At 72.6% G+C, this 19,205-nt stretch carries 19 protein-coding genes; 6 read left to right on the top strand and 13 right to left on the bottom strand.

The window, feature by feature from the left end; translation table 11 throughout:
• Positions 1 to 131 precede the first annotated feature (131 nt).
• On the top strand, positions 132 to 2,426 hold the full coding sequence (locus HHX30_RS24720) for a DUF222 domain-containing protein (protein WP_311922853.1): 2,295 nt from the start codon (positions 132 to 134) through the stop codon (positions 2,424 to 2,426).
• 105 nt (positions 2,427 to 2,531) lie between these two features.
• On the opposite strand, the gene menC is transcribed toward HHX30_RS24720, so the two are convergent.
• The 4 genes from menC to HHX30_RS24700 are packed head-to-tail and all read right to left on the bottom strand — an operon-like array spanning position 2,532 to position 6,668.
• Complete coding sequence (gene menC, locus HHX30_RS24715; protein ID WP_169984371.1) at positions 2,532 to 3,632, bottom strand: o-succinylbenzoate synthase; 1,101 nt, start codon at positions 3,630 to 3,632, stop codon at positions 2,532 to 2,534.
• Positions 3,633 to 3,643: 11 nt separating this feature from the next.
• A complete protein-coding gene (locus tag HHX30_RS24710) occupies positions 3,644 to 4,486 on the bottom strand; it encodes a GNAT family N-acetyltransferase (protein WP_169984370.1) in 843 nt (280 codons plus the stop codon).
• Positions 4,483 to 5,610 carry a M20 family metallopeptidase gene (locus tag HHX30_RS24705; protein ID WP_311922852.1) on the bottom strand — a complete coding sequence of 376 codons (1,128 nt, stop codon included), beginning with the start codon at positions 5,608 to 5,610 and terminating at the stop codon, positions 4,483 to 4,485. The genes HHX30_RS24710 and HHX30_RS24705 overlap by 4 nt, the downstream gene beginning before the upstream one ends.
• Positions 5,607 to 6,668, bottom strand: coding sequence for a membrane dipeptidase (locus HHX30_RS24700; RefSeq protein WP_311922851.1), 1,062 nt, complete (start codon positions 6,666 to 6,668; stop codon positions 5,607 to 5,609). Before HHX30_RS24700 ends, HHX30_RS24705 begins: the two co-directional genes overlap by 4 nt.
• A gap of 132 nt (positions 6,669 to 6,800) precedes the next feature.
• Between HHX30_RS24700 and HHX30_RS24695 the strand changes: the two genes are divergently transcribed.
• The gene (locus tag HHX30_RS24695) at positions 6,801 to 7,421 is read left to right on the top strand and encodes a YigZ family protein (RefSeq protein ID WP_169984369.1); all 621 of its coding nucleotides are present in this window, start codon (positions 6,801 to 6,803) and stop codon (positions 7,419 to 7,421) included.
• Between the two features lie 18 nt (positions 7,422 to 7,439).
• Here the strand turns inward: HHX30_RS24695 and HHX30_RS24690 are convergent, their stop codons facing one another.
• Entirely contained in the window at positions 7,440 to 8,663 is a 1,224-nt protein-coding gene (locus HHX30_RS24690) for an isochorismate synthase (RefSeq protein WP_311922850.1), read from the bottom strand.
• A 171-nt stretch (positions 8,664 to 8,834) separates the two neighbouring features.
• Here HHX30_RS24690 and HHX30_RS24685 point away from each other — a divergent pair, with 171 nt between their 5' ends.
• Positions 8,835 to 9,653: a GDSL-type esterase/lipase family protein gene (locus HHX30_RS24685; RefSeq protein ID WP_169984367.1), complete on the top strand. Its 819-nt coding sequence runs from the start codon at positions 8,835 to 8,837 to the stop codon at positions 9,651 to 9,653.
• A 62-nt stretch (positions 9,654 to 9,715) separates the two neighbouring features.
• The gene (locus tag HHX30_RS24680; RefSeq protein ID WP_249350408.1) at positions 9,716 to 10,741 is read left to right on the top strand and encodes a BtrH N-terminal domain-containing protein; all 1,026 of its coding nucleotides are present in this window, start codon (positions 9,716 to 9,718) and stop codon (positions 10,739 to 10,741) included.
• 1 nt (position 10,742) lies between these two features.
• On the opposite strand, the gene HHX30_RS24675 is transcribed toward HHX30_RS24680, so the two are convergent.
• Positions 10,743 to 11,312, bottom strand: a complete 570-nt coding sequence (locus tag HHX30_RS24675) for an ABATE domain-containing protein (protein ID WP_169984366.1) — start codon at positions 11,310 to 11,312, stop codon at positions 10,743 to 10,745.
• A gap of 21 nt (positions 11,313 to 11,333) precedes the next feature.
• Between HHX30_RS24675 and HHX30_RS24670 the strand changes: the two genes are divergently transcribed.
• A complete protein-coding gene (locus HHX30_RS24670; protein WP_169984365.1) occupies positions 11,334 to 11,777 on the top strand; it encodes a VOC family protein in 444 nt (147 codons plus the stop codon).
• A 4-nt stretch (positions 11,778 to 11,781) separates the two neighbouring features.
• On the opposite strand, the gene HHX30_RS24665 is transcribed toward HHX30_RS24670, so the two are convergent.
• From HHX30_RS24665 to HHX30_RS24645, 5 genes are all read right to left on the bottom strand, one after another.
• On the bottom strand, positions 11,782 to 12,387 hold the full coding sequence (locus HHX30_RS24665) for a response regulator transcription factor (protein ID WP_169984364.1): 606 nt from the start codon (positions 12,385 to 12,387) through the stop codon (positions 11,782 to 11,784).
• Positions 12,384 to 13,508 carry a sensor histidine kinase gene (locus tag HHX30_RS24660; protein ID WP_169984363.1) on the bottom strand — a complete coding sequence of 375 codons (1,125 nt, stop codon included), beginning with the start codon at positions 13,506 to 13,508 and terminating at the stop codon, positions 12,384 to 12,386. The genes HHX30_RS24665 and HHX30_RS24660 overlap by 4 nt, the downstream gene beginning before the upstream one ends.
• Before the next feature lie 20 nt (positions 13,509 to 13,528).
• Positions 13,529 to 14,254, bottom strand: a complete 726-nt coding sequence (locus tag HHX30_RS24655) for an ABC transporter permease (RefSeq protein ID WP_169984539.1) — start codon at positions 14,252 to 14,254, stop codon at positions 13,529 to 13,531.
• On the bottom strand, positions 14,254 to 15,150 hold the full coding sequence (locus HHX30_RS24650; RefSeq protein ID WP_311922849.1) for an ABC transporter ATP-binding protein: 897 nt from the start codon (positions 15,148 to 15,150) through the stop codon (positions 14,254 to 14,256). Before HHX30_RS24650 ends, HHX30_RS24655 begins: the two co-directional genes overlap by 1 nt.
• Before the next feature lie 107 nt (positions 15,151 to 15,257).
• Complete coding sequence (locus tag HHX30_RS24645; protein WP_169984362.1) at positions 15,258 to 15,992, bottom strand: alpha/beta fold hydrolase; 735 nt, start codon at positions 15,990 to 15,992, stop codon at positions 15,258 to 15,260.
• Positions 15,993 to 16,034: 42 nt separating this feature from the next.
• On the opposite strand from HHX30_RS24645, the gene HHX30_RS24640 reads away from it, so the two are divergent.
• Positions 16,035 to 17,045: a YafY family protein gene (locus HHX30_RS24640; protein ID WP_169984361.1), complete on the top strand. Its 1,011-nt coding sequence runs from the start codon at positions 16,035 to 16,037 to the stop codon at positions 17,043 to 17,045.
• On the opposite strand, the gene HHX30_RS24635 is transcribed toward HHX30_RS24640, so the two are convergent.
• The gene (locus tag HHX30_RS24635) at positions 17,029 to 18,411 is read right to left on the bottom strand and encodes a glycosyltransferase family 4 protein (protein ID WP_311922848.1); all 1,383 of its coding nucleotides are present in this window, start codon (positions 18,409 to 18,411) and stop codon (positions 17,029 to 17,031) included. The genes HHX30_RS24640 and HHX30_RS24635 overlap by 17 nt on opposite strands.
• Positions 18,412 to 18,512: 101 nt before the next feature.
• Positions 18,513 to 19,193: a methyltransferase gene (locus tag HHX30_RS24630; protein WP_169984359.1), complete on the bottom strand. Its 681-nt coding sequence runs from the start codon at positions 19,191 to 19,193 to the stop codon at positions 18,513 to 18,515.
• Positions 19,194 to 19,205 lie beyond the last annotated feature (12 nt).

Raw genomic sequence — 19,205 nt, 5'->3', positions numbered from 1 at the left:
TCATGGCCGGTCTTGGCTGCGCGCTTGTCCGGGCTCGATCCTGTGACTCCAAGTAATCGTTCAGTGAGCTTGCTGTAAACATCGGCCGATGAAAGAATTCGTACAGGCATTCGAATGAGGGGGGAGATGTGATGGAGTCCATTGAAGTCGCTCCCGCACATCCTCGGCCTTCGAATGCGCCATCCGGCGACTGGTGGGATGAGCTCATCGCCAACTCGTCCCTGTGGTCGTCCGAAGACTCCCTCGCCCGCGATCTGCTCTCCGGGCAACCCGTCCCGGGGGAGGACAGGGGTGATCGCGCCAGTTGCGCAGGAACCGCAGACGCTGGGGTTTCGTCTGTTCGCTCTGCGGGTGCCGGTACGGGCAATGCGGCCGACGACGCCGGTATGGCGGAGGCCACCGCTGGGGAGGCCGACGGCGATGCCACCGGCAATGCGACTGAAAGCGGTGCTGGTGCTGGTGGTCGTGGGGTGGGTGATCGCCGGGGTCGGTCGTCGTGGGTGCGGGTGGGTTCTGTTCGTGAGTCGGCGCAGGCGTTGGCGTTGGCGCGGGTTCCGGATGATGTGGATGTTTGTCTGGCTGAGGCCGAGGAGTTGGTGTTCGCGCGGGATCGGATCACGTGTGCTCTGGCTGATCGGGTGGGGCGGGTGCATCGGGCGGGGCAGGCCCGGCGGCATGGGCATGCCTCCACCCGCAGTTGGCTGCGCACCGCCGCGGGGATGACGGTGGCGGGTGCGGGCCGGCTGCTGACCCTGGGGATCGAGTTGGCCCGCCTGCCGCGGGTGCGGGAGAAGTTCGCGGTGGGTGGGTTGGCGGCGGGGGTGGTGGAGGCCATCTGCACCGCGATCTCCGGCCTGTCGGATGAGCACGCCGCGGTGGCCGAGCCGATCCTGCTGGAGCTGGCGGGCAAGGCGGGCGCGGCGGAGGTGGCCAGGGCCGGCCGCTACCTGCGGGCGGTGCTGGACCCCGATGGTGAGGACCGCGATGAGCGGGCCGACTACGGGCGGCGGTTCCTGCGGGTCCGCCCCGGTAAGGGCGGCGGTTTGGAGGGGGAGTTCTATCTGCCGCGTGAGCATGCCGCCCGGTTGCAGGCGCTGTTGGATGCGTATGCCAGGCCGAAGGCGGAGGGGGATGACCGGCCGCTGGCGGTGCGTCAGGCGGATGCGTTGATGGCGTTGCTGGAGGAGAAGATCGCCGCCGAGCTCCTGGTGCTGGTCAACGCCGAATCCCTCCCTGCCGACCCCGCCCCCGAGCACCCCGAGGCCCCGGAAGACACTCAGGACAGCCACAGCGCCCAGAACGCCGAGGACGCGCCCGTCAGCCGGGACGGCGAGGACACCGGTGCCCTCGTCGACGAGGGCGACACGCACGACGTCGGCAGCAACGGCCCCGTTGCCGGCACCGGTGACGCCGAGGAGTCCGTTCCTGCGGTAGGTGCCGGGGCCGATGCCGATGTAGCCGCAAATGCCTTCGTCGAGAGCGCCGTCAACGGCGCCAACCCTGCGACCGGATCCCGTGACGTGCGGTCCGGCGATGACGTGACCGGACGCGCGCAGGCGAAGAGCAGCGAGCGGAGCGAGTCGCAGCAGGAGTCACAGCAGAGGGAGTCACAGCAGAGCCCGCCACGGCAGAGCGTGCCGAGGCCGGGGGAGTCACAGCGGCAGGAGTGGCACTCGTGGGTGTCGCGGTGGGGTGAGTGGCGGTCGCCTGATCCTCCCGGGGATGCCTGTGCCCATCACGCCCACGCCGGGCCTCGGCCTGCGGGGGACTGCCGCCATGCGCAGCCCCCGCGTGAGGATGACGGCCACGAGCACCAGTGGCACGGCGAGGGCGCGTGCGGATACGGGTGCGGGTGCGGGGATAGGGCGCGGTGCTCGTCCGCAGCGCCGAGGACGCCCGGCACGCGGGGAGCAGAGCCGGGGTCGCCACCGGGACCAGAACCAGGGGCGTCACCGGGAGCAGCGGCCGGAGGGCTGCCTGGGGCGCTGCTGGGAGCGCTGGGCACGTTGGGGACGGCGCCGGGGTTGCTGCTGGCGACCGGGCAGGTGCTGCCCGTCTCCAGCGTGCACCGGCTGGCCCGCACCTCCACCCTGGTGCGCCTGGTCATGGACGCCGACGGGCAGGTCCTGGACATGGGCCGCAAGGTCCGCCTGGCCACCCCCGCCCAGCGGCGGGCGATCTACGCCCGCTACGCCACCTGCCGGGTCGACGGCTGCCCGCTGCCGGCCACCAGGTGCCAGATCGACCACGCCGACAACTGGAGCAGCGGCGGCCTGACCGACCTCAAACTGCTGGGCCCGGCCTGCCAGTTCCACAACCGCGACCGCTACCAGCACCCCGACCGCTACACCCGCCGGAGGGTCGGCACAGACCGCTGGGCCTTCACCTACCATCGCCTCGTGGGAGCACGGAGGCTACGGGAATGACAGCCAACCGAATCCTCTGCTCGCAGGCGGCAGGCACGCGTCGGCGGCATGGGCGGGCGGGTATGGGCGGGGCGGGTATGGACGGGGCGGCATGGGACTGGGCCGTCAGAGGGAGATCCACTCGGTGGCGACGGTGACCTCGTCCAGCAGCGACGGGATCGGCTCGACCCCGATGCCGGGGCCGGTGGGCACGGTCAGATGACCGTCTTCGAGCTCGAAGGGCGGTGTGATGTCGGTGCTGTAGTAGCGGCGGGAGCCGGAGGTGTCGCCGGGCAGGGTGAAACCGGGAAGCGCGGCCAGTGCGACGTTCGCGGCGCGGCCGATGCCCGTCTCCAGCATGCCGCCGCACCAGACCGCGACGCCGTGCGCTCGGCACAGGTCGTGGATGCGCCGGGCTTCGAGGTAACCGCCGACCCGGCCGGGCTTGATGTTGACGACCGAGCAGGCGCCGAGGGAGATGGCCGCCGCCGCGTGCTCGGCGGACTCGATCGACTCGTCCAGGCAGATCGGCGTGCGGATCGACCGGGCGAGCCGGGCGTGCTGGACCATGTCGTCGTTGGCCAGCGGCTGCTCGATGAGCAGCAGGCCGAACTCGTCCAGGCGCGCCAGGTGCGGAGCGTCGGCAAGGGTGTAGGCGGCGTTCGCGTCGATCTGCAACGGCAGCTCGGGGCCGAATCGCTCGCGTACGGCGCGTACGGGCTCCAGATCCCAGCCGGGCTGGATTTTGAGCTTGATGCGGACATAACCCTCGTCCAGGTAGCCCGTTACGGCGTCGAGCAGTTCGGGGACGGAGTTCATGATGCCGACCGAGACCCCGGCCGGCACCCGGCTCCTGGTGGCGCCGAGGAAGGCGGCGAGCGACTGCCCGGTGGCACGCAGGTGAGCGTCCAGCACGGCCGTCTCCAGGGCGGCCTTGGCCATGCGGTGCCCCTTGATCGGGTGCAGCGCCTCGTTGACGGCGTACGGGCCGGGACGCGAGGGCAGCGCGGGGATCAGGAAGCGGCGCAGCACGTCGGCCGCGCCCTCGGCGTACTCGGAGGAGTACAGCGGCTGGGACATCGCCACGCACTCGCCCCAGCCCTCGGCGTCGGGGGTGACGACGCGCAGCAGCAGCACGTCACGCCGCGTCTCGGTCCCGAACGACGTGCGGAACGGAGCCACCAGCGGCATCGCGATCCGCCGCAGCTCGATCCCGGTGATCTTCATGCCGGTGGTTTTCATGCCAGTGCGCGGCAGTCGCCGCCGCTCCCTTCGTCGCGGCCGTCCCGGCGGACGACGTAGCAGGACTTGTCGTGAAACCCCGTGACCCGCGCGCCGTCGCGCAGCAGGTCGCCGAGCACTTCGCGCAGGGCCAGCCGCCAGGCCCGGGCCGCGGCCGGATCCGTCACGCGCAGGGTCTCGATGTCTCCGGGCACGGCGACCAGTACCGTCTCGGCGTCGGTGCGGCCCCGCACGGGCCGGCCGCCGTCGTCGTCCAGCCCGGTGACCGCGTCCGGCGGGATCCCCATCGGGGACGGCTCACGCCGTACGGCGGCGAGCACGCGCGGCGAGGTCAGGCGCCAGACCGCGAGCACCCGGTCGCTCTCGTCCCCGGCGTTGATCGCGTCGCCCATGGTGCCGTAGAAGGCGGGCAGGTACTCCTCGGGCCGGGCGCCGAGCTTGGCGAGGTTGAAGTGGGCGTTGCGGCGCACCAGCGGGTCGTACGTCCAGGTGATCGTCTCCAGGCCGCGGTCGAGCGCCCACTCGCGCTGGTGCAGCTTCAACGCGAAACCGGCGCCCTGCCCGGCGAGAGTCCCGGTGATGTGGGAGTGCAGCGCCCGCCGCGGCGGGGCCGCGACGAACCCGACCGACGCGCCGACCAGCCGGTCATGTCGGTAGGCCCCCGCGACGTAGTTGCCGGCGTGGGAGAGCGCGCGCATCATCTCCGCTGTCACCGGAGCGCCCCCGGGATCCGGCCGCCAGATGCCGGCGAACAGCCCGCAGACGTCCTCGAACTCCTCGATGGTGTGCAGTTCCCGCAGACACAGCTCGCGGGGATGCGGCTCGATGGGGCCGCTCATCCGCGCACCGCCTCGACCAGGCCCGTCAGCAGCGCGGCGCGGCGCGGCATCTCGGCCACGACCACGTGCTCGTCGTCGGCGTGCGCGCCGCCGCCGACCGCGCCGAGCCCGTCCAGGGTGGGGCAGCCCACGCCGGCGGTGAGGTTGCCGTCCGACGCGCCCCCGACGGCCGCGCTCGGCAGGGGAGCGAGTCCGAGGCCGGCGGCGACCCGCTGGGCGAGCGCGAACAGGCCGTCCGACGAGGCCGGTTCGAGCGGCGGGCGGTTCGGGCCGCCGAGGACCTCCAGGCGGGTTCCGGGCGTCCGGGGCGACAGCGCCCGCATCAGCGCGTCCACGCGGAGCTGGGCCGTGACGGTCGGCACGCGGACGTCCACGGCCAGGCGGGCCAGCGCGGGCACGGTGTTCACGGTGGTGCCGCCGGACAGCAGCGTCGGCGTGACCGTCGTGCCGTCCGGGTTTGCGTCCGGGTTTGCGTCCGTGCCGCCCTCGGCGGCCATCGCGGCGACGGCGAGGATCTGGTGGGCGAGCTCCACTCCCGCGTTGGCCCCTTTGCCGGGATCGAGGCCGGCGTGGGCGGCCCGGCCGCGCACCACGATCTCGTACGTGGAGATGCCCTTGCGCGCGGTCTTGAGCGCGCCGCCGTCGGCGCTCGCCTCCAGCACGAAGGCGGCGGCGCGGCCGCGGGCCGACTCCTCGACCAGGGCGCGGGAGGACGGCGACCCGAGCTCCTCGTCCCCGGTGACCAGCACGCACACGCCGTCCGGGGAGGGGAGCGCGGCCAGCGCGTGGAACATCTGCACCAGCCCGGCCTTCATGTCGAACACGCCGGGCCCCCGCGCGATCCCGCCGGCGACCGACCACGGCCGCGAGCGGAGGGAGCCGATCGGCCAGACCGTGTCGTGGTGGCCGAGCAGCAGCACACGCGGCTCGCCGAAGCTCCACCGCAGGTGCGTCACGCCGTCGATCACGATCGTCTCCGGAGGTACGCCGAGCAGGCGGCGCCCCTGGCCGGCGACCACGGCGGCGCTGCGGGCCACCGCCTCGTGGTCGGCGGAGAACGACTCGCAGCAGACGAGCTCCTCCAGGTCCGCGAGCATGGCGGAGAGGTTCACAGTGGTGGTCACCGGGGCCTGCCCAGCTCGGCGCGGAACAGCCGCCGCACGTTGCCGCCGAGGATCTTCAGGATGTCGTCTTCTGCCAGCCCCCGCCGCAGCAGCGCCTCGGTGACCAGGGGCAGCCCGCGCGGCCCGTCCAGCCCGGGCAGGGCGGCGCCGGGGTCGATCCCGTCGAAGCCGAAGTCCTCACAGCACGGGGGAGTGACGTCGTGCAGCACCTCGCGGACGAAGTCGGGCCCCAGCCCCACGTGGTCCATCCCGGCGACCGCGGCGACGTGCTCGATGTGCTCCACCAGCCGGTCCAGTGTGTGATCGGCGGGATCCTCGGCGAGGAAGACGGGGAAGAAGTTGACGCAGACGACCCCGCCGGTGGCGGCGACGCCGCGGATCTGGTCGTCGGTGAGGTTGCGGTGGTGGTCGCGCAGGGCCCGGGCGGAGGAGTGGGTCGCCATCACCGGGCGGGTGGCCAGCTCCAGCACGTGCTCGACCCCGCGTGCGCCCAGATGGGAGACGTCGAAGATCATGCCGAGCCGCTCCATCTCCCGTACGGCCGCCACCCCGGCGTGGGTGAGCCTGCCGCCGGTGGCGTCCTCGCCGCTGCCGTCCGCCAGCGGCGTGCGCCCCCAGTGGGCGATCGAGGCGACCCGTACGCCGAGCCGGTGCAGGGTGGGCAGCAGTTCGACGGAGGAGTCCAGGCCGGGCATGCTCTCCAGCGCCAGGACCAGGGCGATCACGCCGTCGTCGAGCGCCCGGTCGACCTGCGCGCCGTCCAGGCAGAGCCGTACGGCGTCCGCGTTGCCCTCGGCCAGCGTGTGCGCGCACTCGATCATCCGCAGGGTCTGGCGCAGCGCGCCCTCCGGCCGGTAACGGTCGTCCACGAAGACCGGCAGCACCTGCAGGTCCACGCCGCCGTCCCGCAACTGGGGCAGCCACCGTTCCCGGAAGAACCCCGCCCACCGGGCCGGCGGGCGTTCGGCGACGGCCATCAGCAGGTCGTTGTGCGTGTCCGCGACGACGGCGGTGTGATGAAGGCGCTGGTGGAGGCGGCGCTGGGGCTCGGCTGACACCCCGCTGACGGTACGGCAGGGAAGGACCGGCGTAATTCGTCCGATCCCACCAAAGAACAGGGCAATCTTCGTGTGTCAGACCAAAGGCCTTACCTTACTTCGTAAAGGCGCACGGCTGAATAAGCTGATCTCGTGGCAGCGCCGTACCGGACGATCAGGGACATCGTCGAGCACGAGATCGAGATCCGACGATCGCGCTTCATCTGCGCGCTCGCCCCTGCGGCCACGGAGGAGGCCGCGCGGGAGTTCGTGGCCGAGCGCAGGCGGCTCTACGCCGACGCGACCCACAACTGCTCGGCGTACGTCATCGGTCAGGGCGTCCGCAGGGCGGACGACGACGGGGAGCCGGGCGGCACGGCCGGCACACCGATGCTGGAGATGCTCACCCGGCGCGGGTTCGCGGACGTGGTCGCCGTCGTCACCCGTTACTTCGGCGGGGTGCTCCTGGGCGCGGGCGGCCTGGCCCGCGCGTACGGCGGTGCGGTGGGGGAGACGCTCGACCGGGCGCGGGTGGTCGAGATGGTCCCCGCGGCGGTCGTGACCGTGTCGGTCGGCCACGCCCAGGCCGGCAGGCTGGAAAGTGACCTACGCGCCTCGCCGTACGTTCTGCGGGGTGTCGACTATGGCGCGCGGGTCGCCTTCGAGGTGGCGGTGGCCGAGGACCGGCTGCCCGTCTTCGAGGAGTGGATCGCGGCGGTCACCGCCGGGCGGGCCGAGACCACGCTCGGCGGCACGGTCCACCTCGCCCGCTGAGCCGGCGACGCCGGGCCGTCACCCCTCCAGGGCGTACTGCATCACGCGGAGCTTGGCCTGCGCCTCGGCGAGCTCGGCGGCGGGGTCCGACCCGGCCATGATGCCGCAGCCGGCGAACAACCGGGCACGCCTGCCGGAGACGTACGCGCAACGCAGCGCGATGCCCCACTCGCCGTCGCCGCGCGAGTCGATCCAGCCGACCGGCCCGGAGTAGCCCGCGCGGTCCATGCCCTCCAGTTCGCGGATCACGCGGAGCGCGGCGCCGGTGGGCGTTCCGCCGACCGCGGCCGTGGGGTGCATGGCGGCCACCACGTCGAGCACCGACGCGCCGTCGGACAGCCGCCCGGTGACCCGGCTGGCCAGGTGCTGGACGTTCGGCAGCACCAGCAGTTCGGGGCGGTCGGGCACGTCGAGCGCCGAGCAGAGGGGCGCGAGAGCCTCGCGGACGGAGGCGACCGCGTAGGCGTGCTCGTGGCGGTCCTTGTGCGAGGCGTAGAGGGCGGCGCCGCGGGCGGCGTCGTCGGCGGGGTGGGCGCCGCGCGGCGTCGTTCCCGCGAGGACCAGCGACTCGACCGCCTGGCCGGTGTGCCTCACCAGTAGTTCCGGCGTCGCGCCGACGAGCCCGTCCACCGAGAACGTGTAGCACTCGGGGTAGCGCTCGGCCAGCCGTTCCAGCAGCACGCGGGGGTCGATGTCCCGCTCCGCGACCGCCGTCAGATCGCGGGCGAGCACGACCTTGTCCAGCATGCCGTCTCTGATTCGCCGTACGGCTCGCGCGACCCGGTGCTCCCATTGCGGCGCCGACAGGGAGCCGTCGCCGTACCGGATGCGGCCGGGTGCGGAGGGCGGGGTGACCAGGTCGAAGGCGTCGTCGCCGATCGTGGTGAGCCAGGCGCGGCCGTTCCGGCGGGCGAGCACCACGCGGGGGACGACCAGCACGGTCCCCTCGGCGTCGGCGTCGAAGGTGAAGGAGCCGAAGGCGACCGGTCCCGAGCCCGGCACGCCGACCTCGTCCTCGATGAGCGCTCCGGCGAACAGCGAGGAGAGCCAGCCGCGCGCCCAGTCGAACCGCCCGGGGCCCGGCGGCACCGTGGCCCGCGCCGCCTCCCCCCAGCCGACGAGTCCCTCACCGTGCCTGATCCAGGCATACGGCGCGGCGTCGGGCAGACGCGCCAGCAGATCGTCAGGGTCGCTCACCGCGACCGTGCGAACCACGAGGGGCCGGATAAGAGCGACACTCACTCGACTCACTCTACGCAGGATCTGAACATGTTCGACAAGAGGCCCCCCATGCGATCGTGCTGCCCCTCTGTCAAGCCGCGATAGGAATCTGGTCATGGAAGGCTCGCCTTCCCTGGTGGCGATAGAGCGTACCTCCACACGATCCCTACCTTTGATCTCCCGGAGGTGCCCATGATCAAGAAGATCACGCCGGTCCTGGTCGCGAGCATCCTGTTCGTGCCGACCGGCGCCCACGCCCGTACGACGCCCGCCGTGATGGCGGCGCTGGGGGACTCGATCAGCGCGGGGTTCAACGCCTGCGGCTGGTACGTCGCCTGCACGTCCCGCTCGTGGTCGGCGGGTGACTTCCCGTCGGTGAACAGCCACTACCTGCGCCTGCTCGCCATGGGGAGCGGAGTCAAGGGGCACAACCTGAACTTCGCCGTCCCGGGGTCGACCAGCGCCGACCTGCCGGGGCAGGCGCGGCAGGCCGCCGAGGCCGGCGCGGGCTACGTCACCGTCCTCATCGGCGCGCAGGACGCCTGCGTGGGCTCCGAGAAGGAGATGACGCCCGTGGGAACGTTCCGGCGCAACATCGACGCGGCCTTCGACGTGCTGCGGCCCACCGGTGCGCGGGTCTTCGTCGCGAGTATCCCGGACGTCAAGCGCCTGTGGCGGGTGGGCAAGGACAACGGGTGGGCGCGCGTCTTCTGGGGCATCGGCCACATCTGCCAGTCGATGCTGGCCAACCCGACGTCCACCGCCAAGAAGGACGAGGCCAGGCGCGACCGGGTGCGTGGGCGGGTGATGGACTACAACGAGCAGCTCAGGCAGGCGTGCGCGAGGTACGGCCCGGCCTGCCGCTACGACGGGGGAGCGGTCTTCTCCTATCCCTTCACCCTCAAGCAGGTGAGCGCGTGGGACTACTTCCATCCCAACGCCGACGGGCAGAAGGCCCTCGCCAAGATCACCTTCGATCCCCGATTCTTCTCCGACGCCGTCGAACCCTGATCCCCCGGCGCCCTGACGTGCCTGGGCCGGACCGGCTGGACTCTCCCCCTGCGGGAGGCCTCATGCTCCTCCCAGCGGTCCCGGTCGGCGCGAGGAGAGCGATCATGGTCATGGTGAAGGACGTCGAGGCCCGTGGCATGCACCACTGCGAGACGACGGCGCTGGGAGTGCTGCTGCGGCATGAGGGACTTGATCTGTCCGAGCCCATGCTGTTCGGGCTGGGCTCGGGCCTGTCCTTCGTCTACTGGGACGGCAAGGCCATGCCGTTCCCCTTTCTCGGCGGCCGCGTCAAGCCCTTCGACCTCACCAGGAATCTGGCCGCCAGGCTGGGGCTGACGTTGAGGACGGAGGAGACCACCTCACCCCGTAAGGCGTGGGAGAACGTGGCCGCCCCCATCGACGCCGGCCGGCCGGTCGGCCTCCAGCTCGACTGCTACCACCTGGACTACTTCCGCTCCAAGGTGCACTTCGGCGGGCATGTCGTCGCCATGTACGGCTACGACGAGCACGACGTCTACCTGGTGGACACCGGCCAGCAGGGAGGAGCGGTGCGCACCAGCCGGGCCGGCCTGGCCATGGCACGGGCCGAACGCGGCCCGATGACCGCCAGGAACCGATCCTTCACCATCACCCTGCCCGCTCGCCCGCTTCCCTGGCAGGACCAGATCGTCCCCGCAATCAGGCACTGCGCCGACGCCTTCCTCGCCGCGCCCATCGCGAATCTGGGCCATCGCGGCATCGAGAAAGCCGGCAAGCGGGTGCCCGGATGGCTGCGACGCGCCGGCGAGCCGCGGCGGGACCTGCCGCAGGCCGCCCTCCTCATGGAGCAGGGCGGCACCGGCGGTGCCCTGTTCCGCGCCCTCTATCGCGACTTCCTCGACGAGTGCGCCCGGCTGATCGACGACGACAACCTCCGCGCCGGTCAACGGCTGTACGCCGAGGCCGCCGTCCTGTGGACGCAGGTGTCCGCTCTGATCGCGAAGGCTGGAGAAAGCGGCGACGCGGAGTGCCTCGATCAGGCCGGCGCCATCCTCCACGATCTTTCGCGCATCGAGAGGGACGCCATGCGGGTGCTGCGGCAGTTGTAGCTCACTCGCGGGAGCGGTGCGCGCGGACCTTGTGGCGGTTGCCGCACCGCTCCATCGAGCACCAGCGCCTGCTGCCCGGACGTGAGGTGTCGACGAAGACGAGGGCGCAGTTGTCTCCCGCGCACTCCCGCACCCGGTGCGCGTACGGGCCGGTGAACAGCTCGACGGCGTCCCTCGCGACGGTCGCGATCACCCGGGCCCCGGTGGCGGGGGCGGCCCAGGATCTCAGCCCGTCGGCCGTCATCACGGGTGTCAGCGGCGGCGCCGACGCCGCCTCGTTGACCGTGTCCACGTCCGCCTGCCTCGGCGTGCGTCCGTGGGCGCGGTCGCCGGCGAGCCCCCACAGGGCGGTGCGCAGGACCTTGGCCCGGGCGAGGTCCTCCGCCGTCGCGTCCACCCGTTCCAGGCCGAGCCGGGACACCGCGGCCCACCGGGCGAGGTCGTCCGGCTCGTGCAGCGTCTCGTAGTGGGCGTAGACCCCCACGCCGCCGCTCACGAGGAACTCCAGGCAGAGGGCGCCCGGGTCGAAACGGAAGGAAGCGCCGTCACGTGGATGTAGCGTCAGGCTCATGTAACCACTATAAAAGGTTACATGACTCTCGAATGGAAGCTCGTCATCGACTGCGCCGACCCGCACGCGCAGGCGGCGTTCTGGGCGGAGGCCCTGGGCTACGAGGTGGAGGACAACAGCGCGCTGGTCGGCCGGCTCCTGGACGCCGGCGTCCTGGGGGAGGCGGAGGTGACCCCCGACCGCACGGCCTTCCGGGCACTGCGGGCCGTGCGGCACCCGGACGACCCGTTCGATCCGCACAGTGGCACCGGCCTCGGCCGCCGGATCCTCTTCCAGGCGGTCCCCGAGCCGAAGGCGGGCAAGAACCGCCTGCACATCGACCTGCACGCGGGCCCCGAGCGCAGGGACGCCGAGGTGGACCGGCTCAAGGCGCTCGGCGCCACCGTGCTGCGGACCGTGCAGGAGCCGGGGACCCACCACGTCACCATGGCCGACCCCGAGGGCAACGAGTTCGACGTGCAGTGACCCCCTACAGCCAGCCGTTGTGGCGGGCCAGGCGGGCGGCCTCGATGCGGTTCCTGGTGCCGGTCTTGCCGATGGCCGACGACAGGTAGTTGCGCACGGTGCTCTCCGACAGGTGGAGGCGGGCGGCGATGTCGGAGATCGTCGAGCCGTCCGCCGCCGCGGCGAGGACGTCGCGCTCCCGGTCGGTCAGCGGGCTCGGGCCGGTGCTCAGCGCGGCCGCCGCGAGAGCGGGGTCGATGACCCGCTCGCCGCGCAGCACGCGGCGGACGGCGTCGGCGAGCTCCTCGACCGGCCCGTCCTTGACCAGGAACCCCCGGGCCCCGGCCTCCATCGCGCGGCGCAGGTAGCCGGGCCGCCCGAACGTCGTGAGGATGAGCACGGCGCAGCCGGGCAGCCGCTCGCCCAGGTCGGCGGCGGTCTCCAGGCCGCCGCGGCCCGGCATCTCGATGTCGAGCAGAGCCACGTCGGGCCGGGTCCGCAGCGCGGCGTCCACCACCTCGTCACCGTGGCCGACCTGGGCGACGACCTCGATGTCCTCCTCCAGGCCGAGGAGCAGGGCCAGCGCGCCGCGCATCATGCCCTGGTCCTCGGCCAGCAGCAGCCTGATCACTCGCCGTCCTCCTTCGCGTACGGCACGGTCACCCGGAGGAGGAAGCCCCCGTCCGGCGGCGCCGTGGTCTCCACGGCGCCGCCGGCGGCCTTCACCCGCTCGCGCAGGCCGGTCAGGCCGTTGCCCCTGCCGTGGGGTTTCGCGGGCGGGCCGTCGTTGCGGATCTCGAGCACGAGGTGTCCGGCGTCCTCGCGCAGGCCGATCGCGCAGGCCGCCGCGCCGCCGTGCCGTACGACGTTGGTGACGCCCTCGCGCACGGCCCAGCCGAGCAGGGCGTCGGTCTCGGGAGCGGGCCGTACGGAGGAGACGCGGACGGTCGCCTCGACGCCGCCGTCCGCGAGGGCGGCCCGGGCGGAGTCGAGCTCGGCGGTGAGCCCTCTGCCGCGGTAGCCGGTGACGGCGGCGCGCACCTCGGTCAGCGCCTGCCGCCCGATCCGCTCGATGTCGGCCGCCTGCCCGGCCGCCTCGTCCGCGTCCACCCGCGCGAGCCGGCGTACGGCCTCGGCCTTGACCACCATCACCGAGAGCGTGTGGCCGAGCAGGTCGTGCAGGTCGCGGGAGAAGCGCAGCCGCTCCTCGCTCACGGCGGCCCGGGCCAGCTCCTCCCGGGTCGCCTTGAGCTCGTGGATGGCCTCCCACAGCCGGATGATGATCGCCGGGATGATGCCCGCGGTGAACGTCCCCCAGACCAGCGCGAGCATGCCGCTCAGGTCGGTGCCGGCCCGTACGGCGACGGCCAGAGCGGCGGCGCACTCGGCGAACAGCGCGACCGGCAGGATCCTGCCGCGGATGGTGGTCCCGGTGGCCACGGCCAGCATGGCGACCAGGTAGAGCCAGTTGTTCCCGAACCAGGCCGCCGACGCCAGGACCACCGCCGCGAGCAGTCCCAGCGCCGGCAGGGCGCGCCGCCGGTCGGCGAAGGCGAAGTGCGTGGTGGCCACGTAGAGCCCGGCGGCGGCCAGCGCGGCCGGCCAGGCCAGCCACAGCGGGTGGGAGCGGCCGTGCGCGATGTCCCACACGGGCGCCGCCGTCAGGGCGGCCCACATGTACATACCCCTGGCGTCGGGGCCGCGCTCGCCCTCCCGCAGCGGGTCGAGCCAGGTGCCGCGTTCTGTCGTCATCGGGAACGTCACATTAGCGGTCAGGCCCGGCGGCCGGCGCGGCGATAGCCGTGCACCGCGTAGACGCCGAAGACGAGCAGCCAGGCCGACAGGATCGCGACCTGGCGGACGGTGGGGACGTCGCCGAACGCGACCCGCCACGACAGGCCCGCGTAGCTGTTCGACGGGATCCACTCGGCGACGGCGCGCAGCCAGGACGGGAAGTTCGCGATCGGCACCCACAGGCCGCCGAGGACGGCCAGCGTCAGCATGGTCGCGATGTTGGCCATCGCGGCCGACTGGCCCGACAGGCGATAGCCGTTGCCGAGGCCGAGCAGGGAGAACGGCACGGTCCCCGCCCACAGGAGCACCACGATCGCCAGCCACCGCTGCGGCGCGAGCGTGACGTGGTTGACCAGCACACCGGCCAGCAGCACGGCCGCGATGCTCGGCACGACGCCGACGATCCCTGTGACGACCTTCCCGGCCACGACCTGGGCGGGGGTCAGCGGGGTGAGCCGCAACCGGCGCAGCCATCCCGCCGCGCGGTCCTCGGCGATGCCGCTGCCGTTGTTGAACGCGCCGCCGAGCGCGCCGTACGCCGCCATGCTGACCATCGTGTAGATCGCGGCGTCGTGCCGGTCGCCGGGGGCCAGGCCGAGGTTGGTGAAGACGAGGTACATGACGACCGGCATGACGATCCCGAAGATCACGTAGCCGCCGTCGCGCGTGCTCCTGATCAGTTCGAGCCGTACGTATCCCCACATCACGCGTTCTCCTTCGCGGTGAGGGCGACGAAGGCGTCCTCCAGGTCGGCCGGCACGACCTCCAGCTCGCGGACGGCGCCCGCGCGGGCGAGGGCCATGACGGTGGCGTCGGAGTCGGCGCTGCGCAGGTGGACCCGGCCGCCCCTGATCTCCATGTGGCGCACGCCCGGCAGGGCCGCGAGCCAGGCGGACTCGCCGTCGGCCGTCACGCTCACCGTGGTCAGCGCCGCCGCCCGCTTGATTTCCGCGCTGGTGCCGTCGGCGACCACCCGGCCGTGACCGAGCACGACGACGCGGTCGGCGTGCTCGTCGGCCTCCTCCAGGTAGTGCGTGGAGAACAGGATCGTCTTGCCCCGGCTGGCCAGCCCGCGCATGCCGTCCCAGAACTCGCGCCTGGCCTCCACGTCCAGCGCCGCGGTGGGCTCGTCGAGGACGATCAGGCCGGGGTCGCCGCACACGGCCGTCGCGAACCGCACACGCTGCGCCTGCCCGCCCGACAGCCGGTCCACCCGGCGGTCGCGCAGGTCGCCGATCCGCGCGAGCGCGAGCACCTGGTCGAGGGGGAGGGGAGCGGCGTAGGTCCCGGCCACGAAGGTCAGCAACTCGCGGACCGTCACCCGTGGGACGAGGCCGCCCTCCTGCGGCATCGCGCCGACCAGGCCCCGCCGTACGGCCTGCTCGGGGGCGAGGTCGAACAGCACGGCCCGCCCGGAGTCGGGTGCGAGCAGCCCGAGCAGCAGCGCGATGGTGGTCGACTTGCCCGCGCCGTTGGGGCCGAGCAGTGCCACGGTCTGGCCGCGGGGGATGGCGAGCGTGAGCCCGTCCACGGCCCGTACGGGGCCGAAGTGCTTGGTCGCCGAGGTCAGGGACACGGCGTGGGGGGTGTTCGTGGTCACGGTGACGACGGTAGGCGGGCGCCGCCGGTCCGAGTAGATCGATCGATACGGCTCCGGGCAGGACAAATGTCCCACCCGGAAATCTACATCGTAAAGGCGCTGGCTCGTTACGGAATCTGAGCGAGAACCGCCGCTAGATCCGCCGGACGCGACAGCATCGGCCAGTGGCCGGTCGGCAGCTCACGCAGCTCCCACTCCGGCCCGCTCAGGGACGCGAAGAACGGATGCCCGGCTGCGATCAGCTCCTTGACCTGCGCGAGCGGGAACGAGCAGCTCACGAGCGTCTTCGGCAGCGCGGCGAACGCGGCGGCGTCCCCGCCGAGAACGAGGGGCTGGGTGATCGTGCCGAGCGGCTGGCCGGTGGCCCGGGAGGCCATCAGCCCCCGCTCCCGCTCGCCCAGCCCCTCGAGGCTCGCGCCCGACTCCTCCAGTTCGTCCCAGGAGGGCAGGGGATAGCGCCGGCCGTCCTCGACGCGCTTCTCGACGAACTCCCGCCCGGTGAGGTCGATCTGGGCCATGCCGTCCGGCACCGGGCCGCTCTCGACGTACACGACCCGGCTCACGCGGCCGGCCGCGCGGGCGGCGGCTCCGGTGACCGCGGCGGCGCTGCCGCTGTGGCCGACGAGCACGACGTCGTGCAGGTCCTCGGCCTCGATGAGGCCGGTGATGTCGCGGATGTGGGTGTCCAGATCCAGGGCGGGGAAGGCGAGGTGGGCGCGGTCGGCCAGGCCGGTGAGGGTCAGGGGATACGCCTCGTGGCCCATCCCCCGGAGTGCGGCGGTCACGTCCCGCCACGCCCACGCGCCGAGCCAGAATCCGGGAACCAGTACGTAAGTCGTCATGCGTCGACGCTAGGACCGAATCAGGGCAGAATCGGTCCTGATATGTCGACGAATCGCGTTCTCGCCTTCCTGGAGTTGCTGCAGGCCCGGCCCGGGCTCACCGGTCCCGAGCTCGCCGAGCGTCTGGAGGTGGACGTGCGCAGCGTGCGCCGCTACGTCCGCAGGCTGGAGGACCTCGGCATTCCCGTGCAGGCCGAGCGGGGGCGATACGGCGGCTACCGGCTGATGCCGGGCTACCGGCTGCCGCCGCTCATGCTGACCGGCGACGAGGCCGCCGCCGTGGTGCTCGGGCTGCTCGCGGGCCGCCGGGCGGGCCTGACGGTGGGCGAGGGGGCGGCCGAGAGCGCGCTCGCGAAGATCCGGCGCGTGCTGCCCGACGCCCTGCGCGACCGGGTCGGCGCCGTCGAGGACATGGTGGGCCTGACCTCCCGATCCGCCACGGCCTCCCGGCCGAGCGGGGCGACGCTGCTGACACTCGCCGATGCCGCCCGCCGTCGTCGCCGCGTACGGCTGACCTACCGGTCGTACCGGGGCGAAAGCAGTGAGCGGACGGTCGATCCCTACGGGCTGGTGTTCCACTCGGGCCGCTGGTACCTGACCGGCCACGACCACCGCAGGGGCGAGGTGCGGACGTTCCGGCTCGACCGGATCGGCCAGGTGGTGGCGACGGAGGAGGAGTTTCCCGCGCCGGGGGAGTTCGACGCGGTCGCCCACGTGATGGAGTCGCTGGCGGGCGTGCCGTACCGGTATGAGGTCGAGGTGGTACTGGTCACGACGATGGAGGAGGCGCGCAGGCGGATCCCGCCGACGGCGGCCGCGCTCGCCCCGGCGGACGGCGGCGTCCGGATGACCGGCCGCGCCGAACGCCTGGACGGAATGGCGCAGATGCTGGCCGGCCTCGGCATGCCGTTCACCGTGGTGGGGCCCCCGGAACTGCGCGAGGAGGTGCGCGCGCTCGCCCGCCGCCTGTCCGAGTGGGCCGGTCAGCCCCGAGACGCCGGCCGTGTGACCGTGCCTCGCGATCACCCGCCCGGGTTCACGCGTTCTGGCTGAGGGGCGCCGCCGGCCCCTTCTGGGCCCGGGCGACGTCCAGCGCGGCGGCGTCGCGAGGGCCCGGCCGTTCCCCGGCGTCGTGTTCGCCCGTCCGGGCCGGCCCGTACGCGAGCGGGCCGACGGGCGGGAGACCGCGCCGCCGGGCCACCAGTCCGGACAGCAGGTCCTCCCACCGCGCGCCGATGACGTCGAGGTCGTAGCGGGCCGCCGTCTTCAGGGCGTTGGCGCCCATCCGGCGGCGCAGGTCCTCGTCCTCGATGAGCGCGCAGATGGCGTCGGCCATCGCGTGGATCTTCTCCGGCTTCACCAGCAGGCCGTCGTGACCGTTGGTGATCATCTCCTTCGGGCCGGTCGGGCAGTCGTAGCTGACGACGGGGAGGCCCTTGCTCATGGCCTCCAGGATGACCATCGGCATGCCCTCGTGGCGGGAGCTCAGCGCGAACATCGAGGCGTCCGCGAGGACGGCGCCGACGTCCTCGGCCGGGCCCTCGAGGAACACCCGATCGGACAGCCCGCGCTTGTCGATCGACGCCTGGAGCTTCTCCCGCCGGGGGCCGCCGCCGTAGATGCGAAGCGTCCAGTCCGGGTGCCGCTCCGCCACGTGCGCCCACGCGCGGATGAGCAGGTCGTAGCCCTTGCCCCAGGTCAGCCGGCCCACCGTGACGACGGTCTTCGCGGTGAGCGGCGAGACGCCGCCGTTCAGGTGGGGCGTCGCGTTGGGCACCTGCGCCAGCACGGCGGGCCGGTCCTTGCGTGCCTTCTCGAAGGACCGCTCGTAGGTGCGCAGGTCGGCCTGCGTGAGGGTGACGACCGCGTCGTGCCTGCCGTACCTGCGGGTGATCTGCTTGCGCACCAGCGGCTGGTGCGAGGACAGGTTGCCGTGCTCCTGCGCGACCGTGATGATCTCCGGGGGCGCGAAGCGCGCGGCGATCAGGTTGAGGCCGGGCCGGGTCCCGATGAGGATGCCCCGGCGGCGGGAGCGGATGTAGCGGACCAGCTTGAGGTCGGTGCGCAGGGTGAACCAGTGGTGGGCCGCCTCGTCCTTCGGCACCAGCCTGCTCGGGAAGCGCGACAGCAGGCCCTTGCGGCGAGGCAGCCGGTCGTCGAGATAACGGACGCGCACTCCGGGAGGAACGGGGAGGAAGGGCTCCTCACGTTCCCGCACGACGCTCACGATCTCGACGTCGTGGGTGCGCGCCAGATATCCGGCGAGGTTGAAGACCGTGCGGATCGTGCCGCCCATGCCGTTGGCGTGCAGCAGCAGGATGCGGATCTCGTGACCGTCGGGCGGCGGCGCCGACCGGGCACGCTGCCGGTCGCGGGTTTCCATCGCCCGTACGACCGCTCTGGCCGCTTTCCTTGCCACCCTGCGGTGAAGTGAAGACACAGTCATGCCCCGTTCGTGTCAGATGAAGATCCCCTTTCCCTATGACGTAACCGGCAGTTCTCTCGTTGTTGTGATCTAAGTCACGTTGTGCGGAAAAGTCGGTATATGGTCGTCCGTTTGCTGGGAGTGTCCTCCAGCGCGGCGGGCACATCATGCACGCCGACCGGCTCGAACACGCCCTCCGGGAGATAGGAGCAGGCGCGGTCGGGGACCCCGATAAGGACATCGCCGCCCGCGCGGGACAGGAACGGGGTGACCCGCCGGGCCAGCGGCTCCTCGTAGTAGACGTCCCCGGCCAGCACGACCTGCTGGGACGGCGCCCCGTCGAGCAGGTCGCCCCCGGCGACCCGCACCGCGACGCCGTTGGCGCGGGCGTTGACGCCGACGGCCGCCAGCGCGTACGGGTCGACGTCGTTGGCGACGACGAGGGCGGCTCCGGCCAGCGCCGCGGCGACCGCGACCAGTCCCGAGCCGGTGGCGAGGTCGAGAACGGTACGCCCCCGCACGATCTCGGGATGGTCGAGCACGTGACGGGCCAGCGCCTGCCCGCCGGCCCAGGGACAGGCCCAGAAAGGCAGCCGCCCGGCGCGCTCCCACAGCTCGTACACGCGGTCGTCCTCGCCCGCGTCCCGCGTGGCGTCCGCGGCGATCACACGCAGTCGTATCTCCGGCACGTACGGCACGGCCGCGAGCCCGGTGTGCGCGCGCACGAAATCCTCGGCGTCCTCGGCGTCCTGCACGGTGGCCGATCGTATCCGCACGGACCACGCCTC

It is taken from the genome of Microbispora sp. H10836, from assembly GCF_012999525.1.
In the GTDB taxonomy this organism is placed as follows: domain Bacteria; phylum Actinomycetota; class Actinomycetes; order Streptosporangiales; family Streptosporangiaceae; genus Microbispora.
The sequence above is the reverse complement of the archived record's forward strand: the minus strand, read 5'-3'. Positions and strand labels throughout refer to the sequence as shown.

What these genes read in the sequence shown, in the direction of transcription:
- HHX30_RS24660 (WP_169984363.1), bottom strand. Translation starts at nt 13,508, where the DNA reads ATGACGACAGAACGCGGCACCTGGCTCGACCCGCTGCGGGAGGGCGAG.
- menC (WP_169984371.1), bottom strand. Translation starts at nt 3,632, where the DNA reads ATGAAGATCACCGGGATCGAGCTGCGGCGGATCGCGATGCCGCTGGTG.
- HHX30_RS24685 (WP_169984367.1), top strand. Translation starts at nt 8,835, where the DNA reads ATGATCAAGAAGATCACGCCGGTCCTGGTCGCGAGCATCCTGTTCGTG.
- HHX30_RS24670 (WP_169984365.1), top strand. Translation starts at nt 11,334, where the DNA reads ATGACTCTCGAATGGAAGCTCGTCATCGACTGCGCCGACCCGCACGCG.
- HHX30_RS24710 (WP_169984370.1), bottom strand. Translation starts at nt 4,486, where the DNA reads ATGAGCGGCCCCATCGAGCCGCATCCCCGCGAGCTGTGTCTGCGGGAA.
- HHX30_RS24645 (WP_169984362.1), bottom strand. Translation starts at nt 15,992, where the DNA reads ATGACGACTTACGTACTGGTTCCCGGATTCTGGCTCGGCGCGTGGGCG.
- HHX30_RS24675 (WP_169984366.1), bottom strand. Translation starts at nt 11,312, where the DNA reads ATGAGCCTGACGCTACATCCACGTGACGGCGCTTCCTTCCGTTTCGAC.
- HHX30_RS24680 (WP_249350408.1), top strand. Translation starts at nt 9,716, where the DNA reads ATGCTCCTCCCAGCGGTCCCGGTCGGCGCGAGGAGAGCGATCATGGTC.
- HHX30_RS24720 (WP_311922853.1), top strand. Translation starts at nt 132, where the DNA reads ATGGAGTCCATTGAAGTCGCTCCCGCACATCCTCGGCCTTCGAATGCG.
- HHX30_RS24640 (WP_169984361.1), top strand. Translation starts at nt 16,035, where the DNA reads ATGTCGACGAATCGCGTTCTCGCCTTCCTGGAGTTGCTGCAGGCCCGG.
- HHX30_RS24655 (WP_169984539.1), bottom strand. Translation starts at nt 14,254, where the DNA reads ATGTGGGGATACGTACGGCTCGAACTGATCAGGAGCACGCGCGACGGC.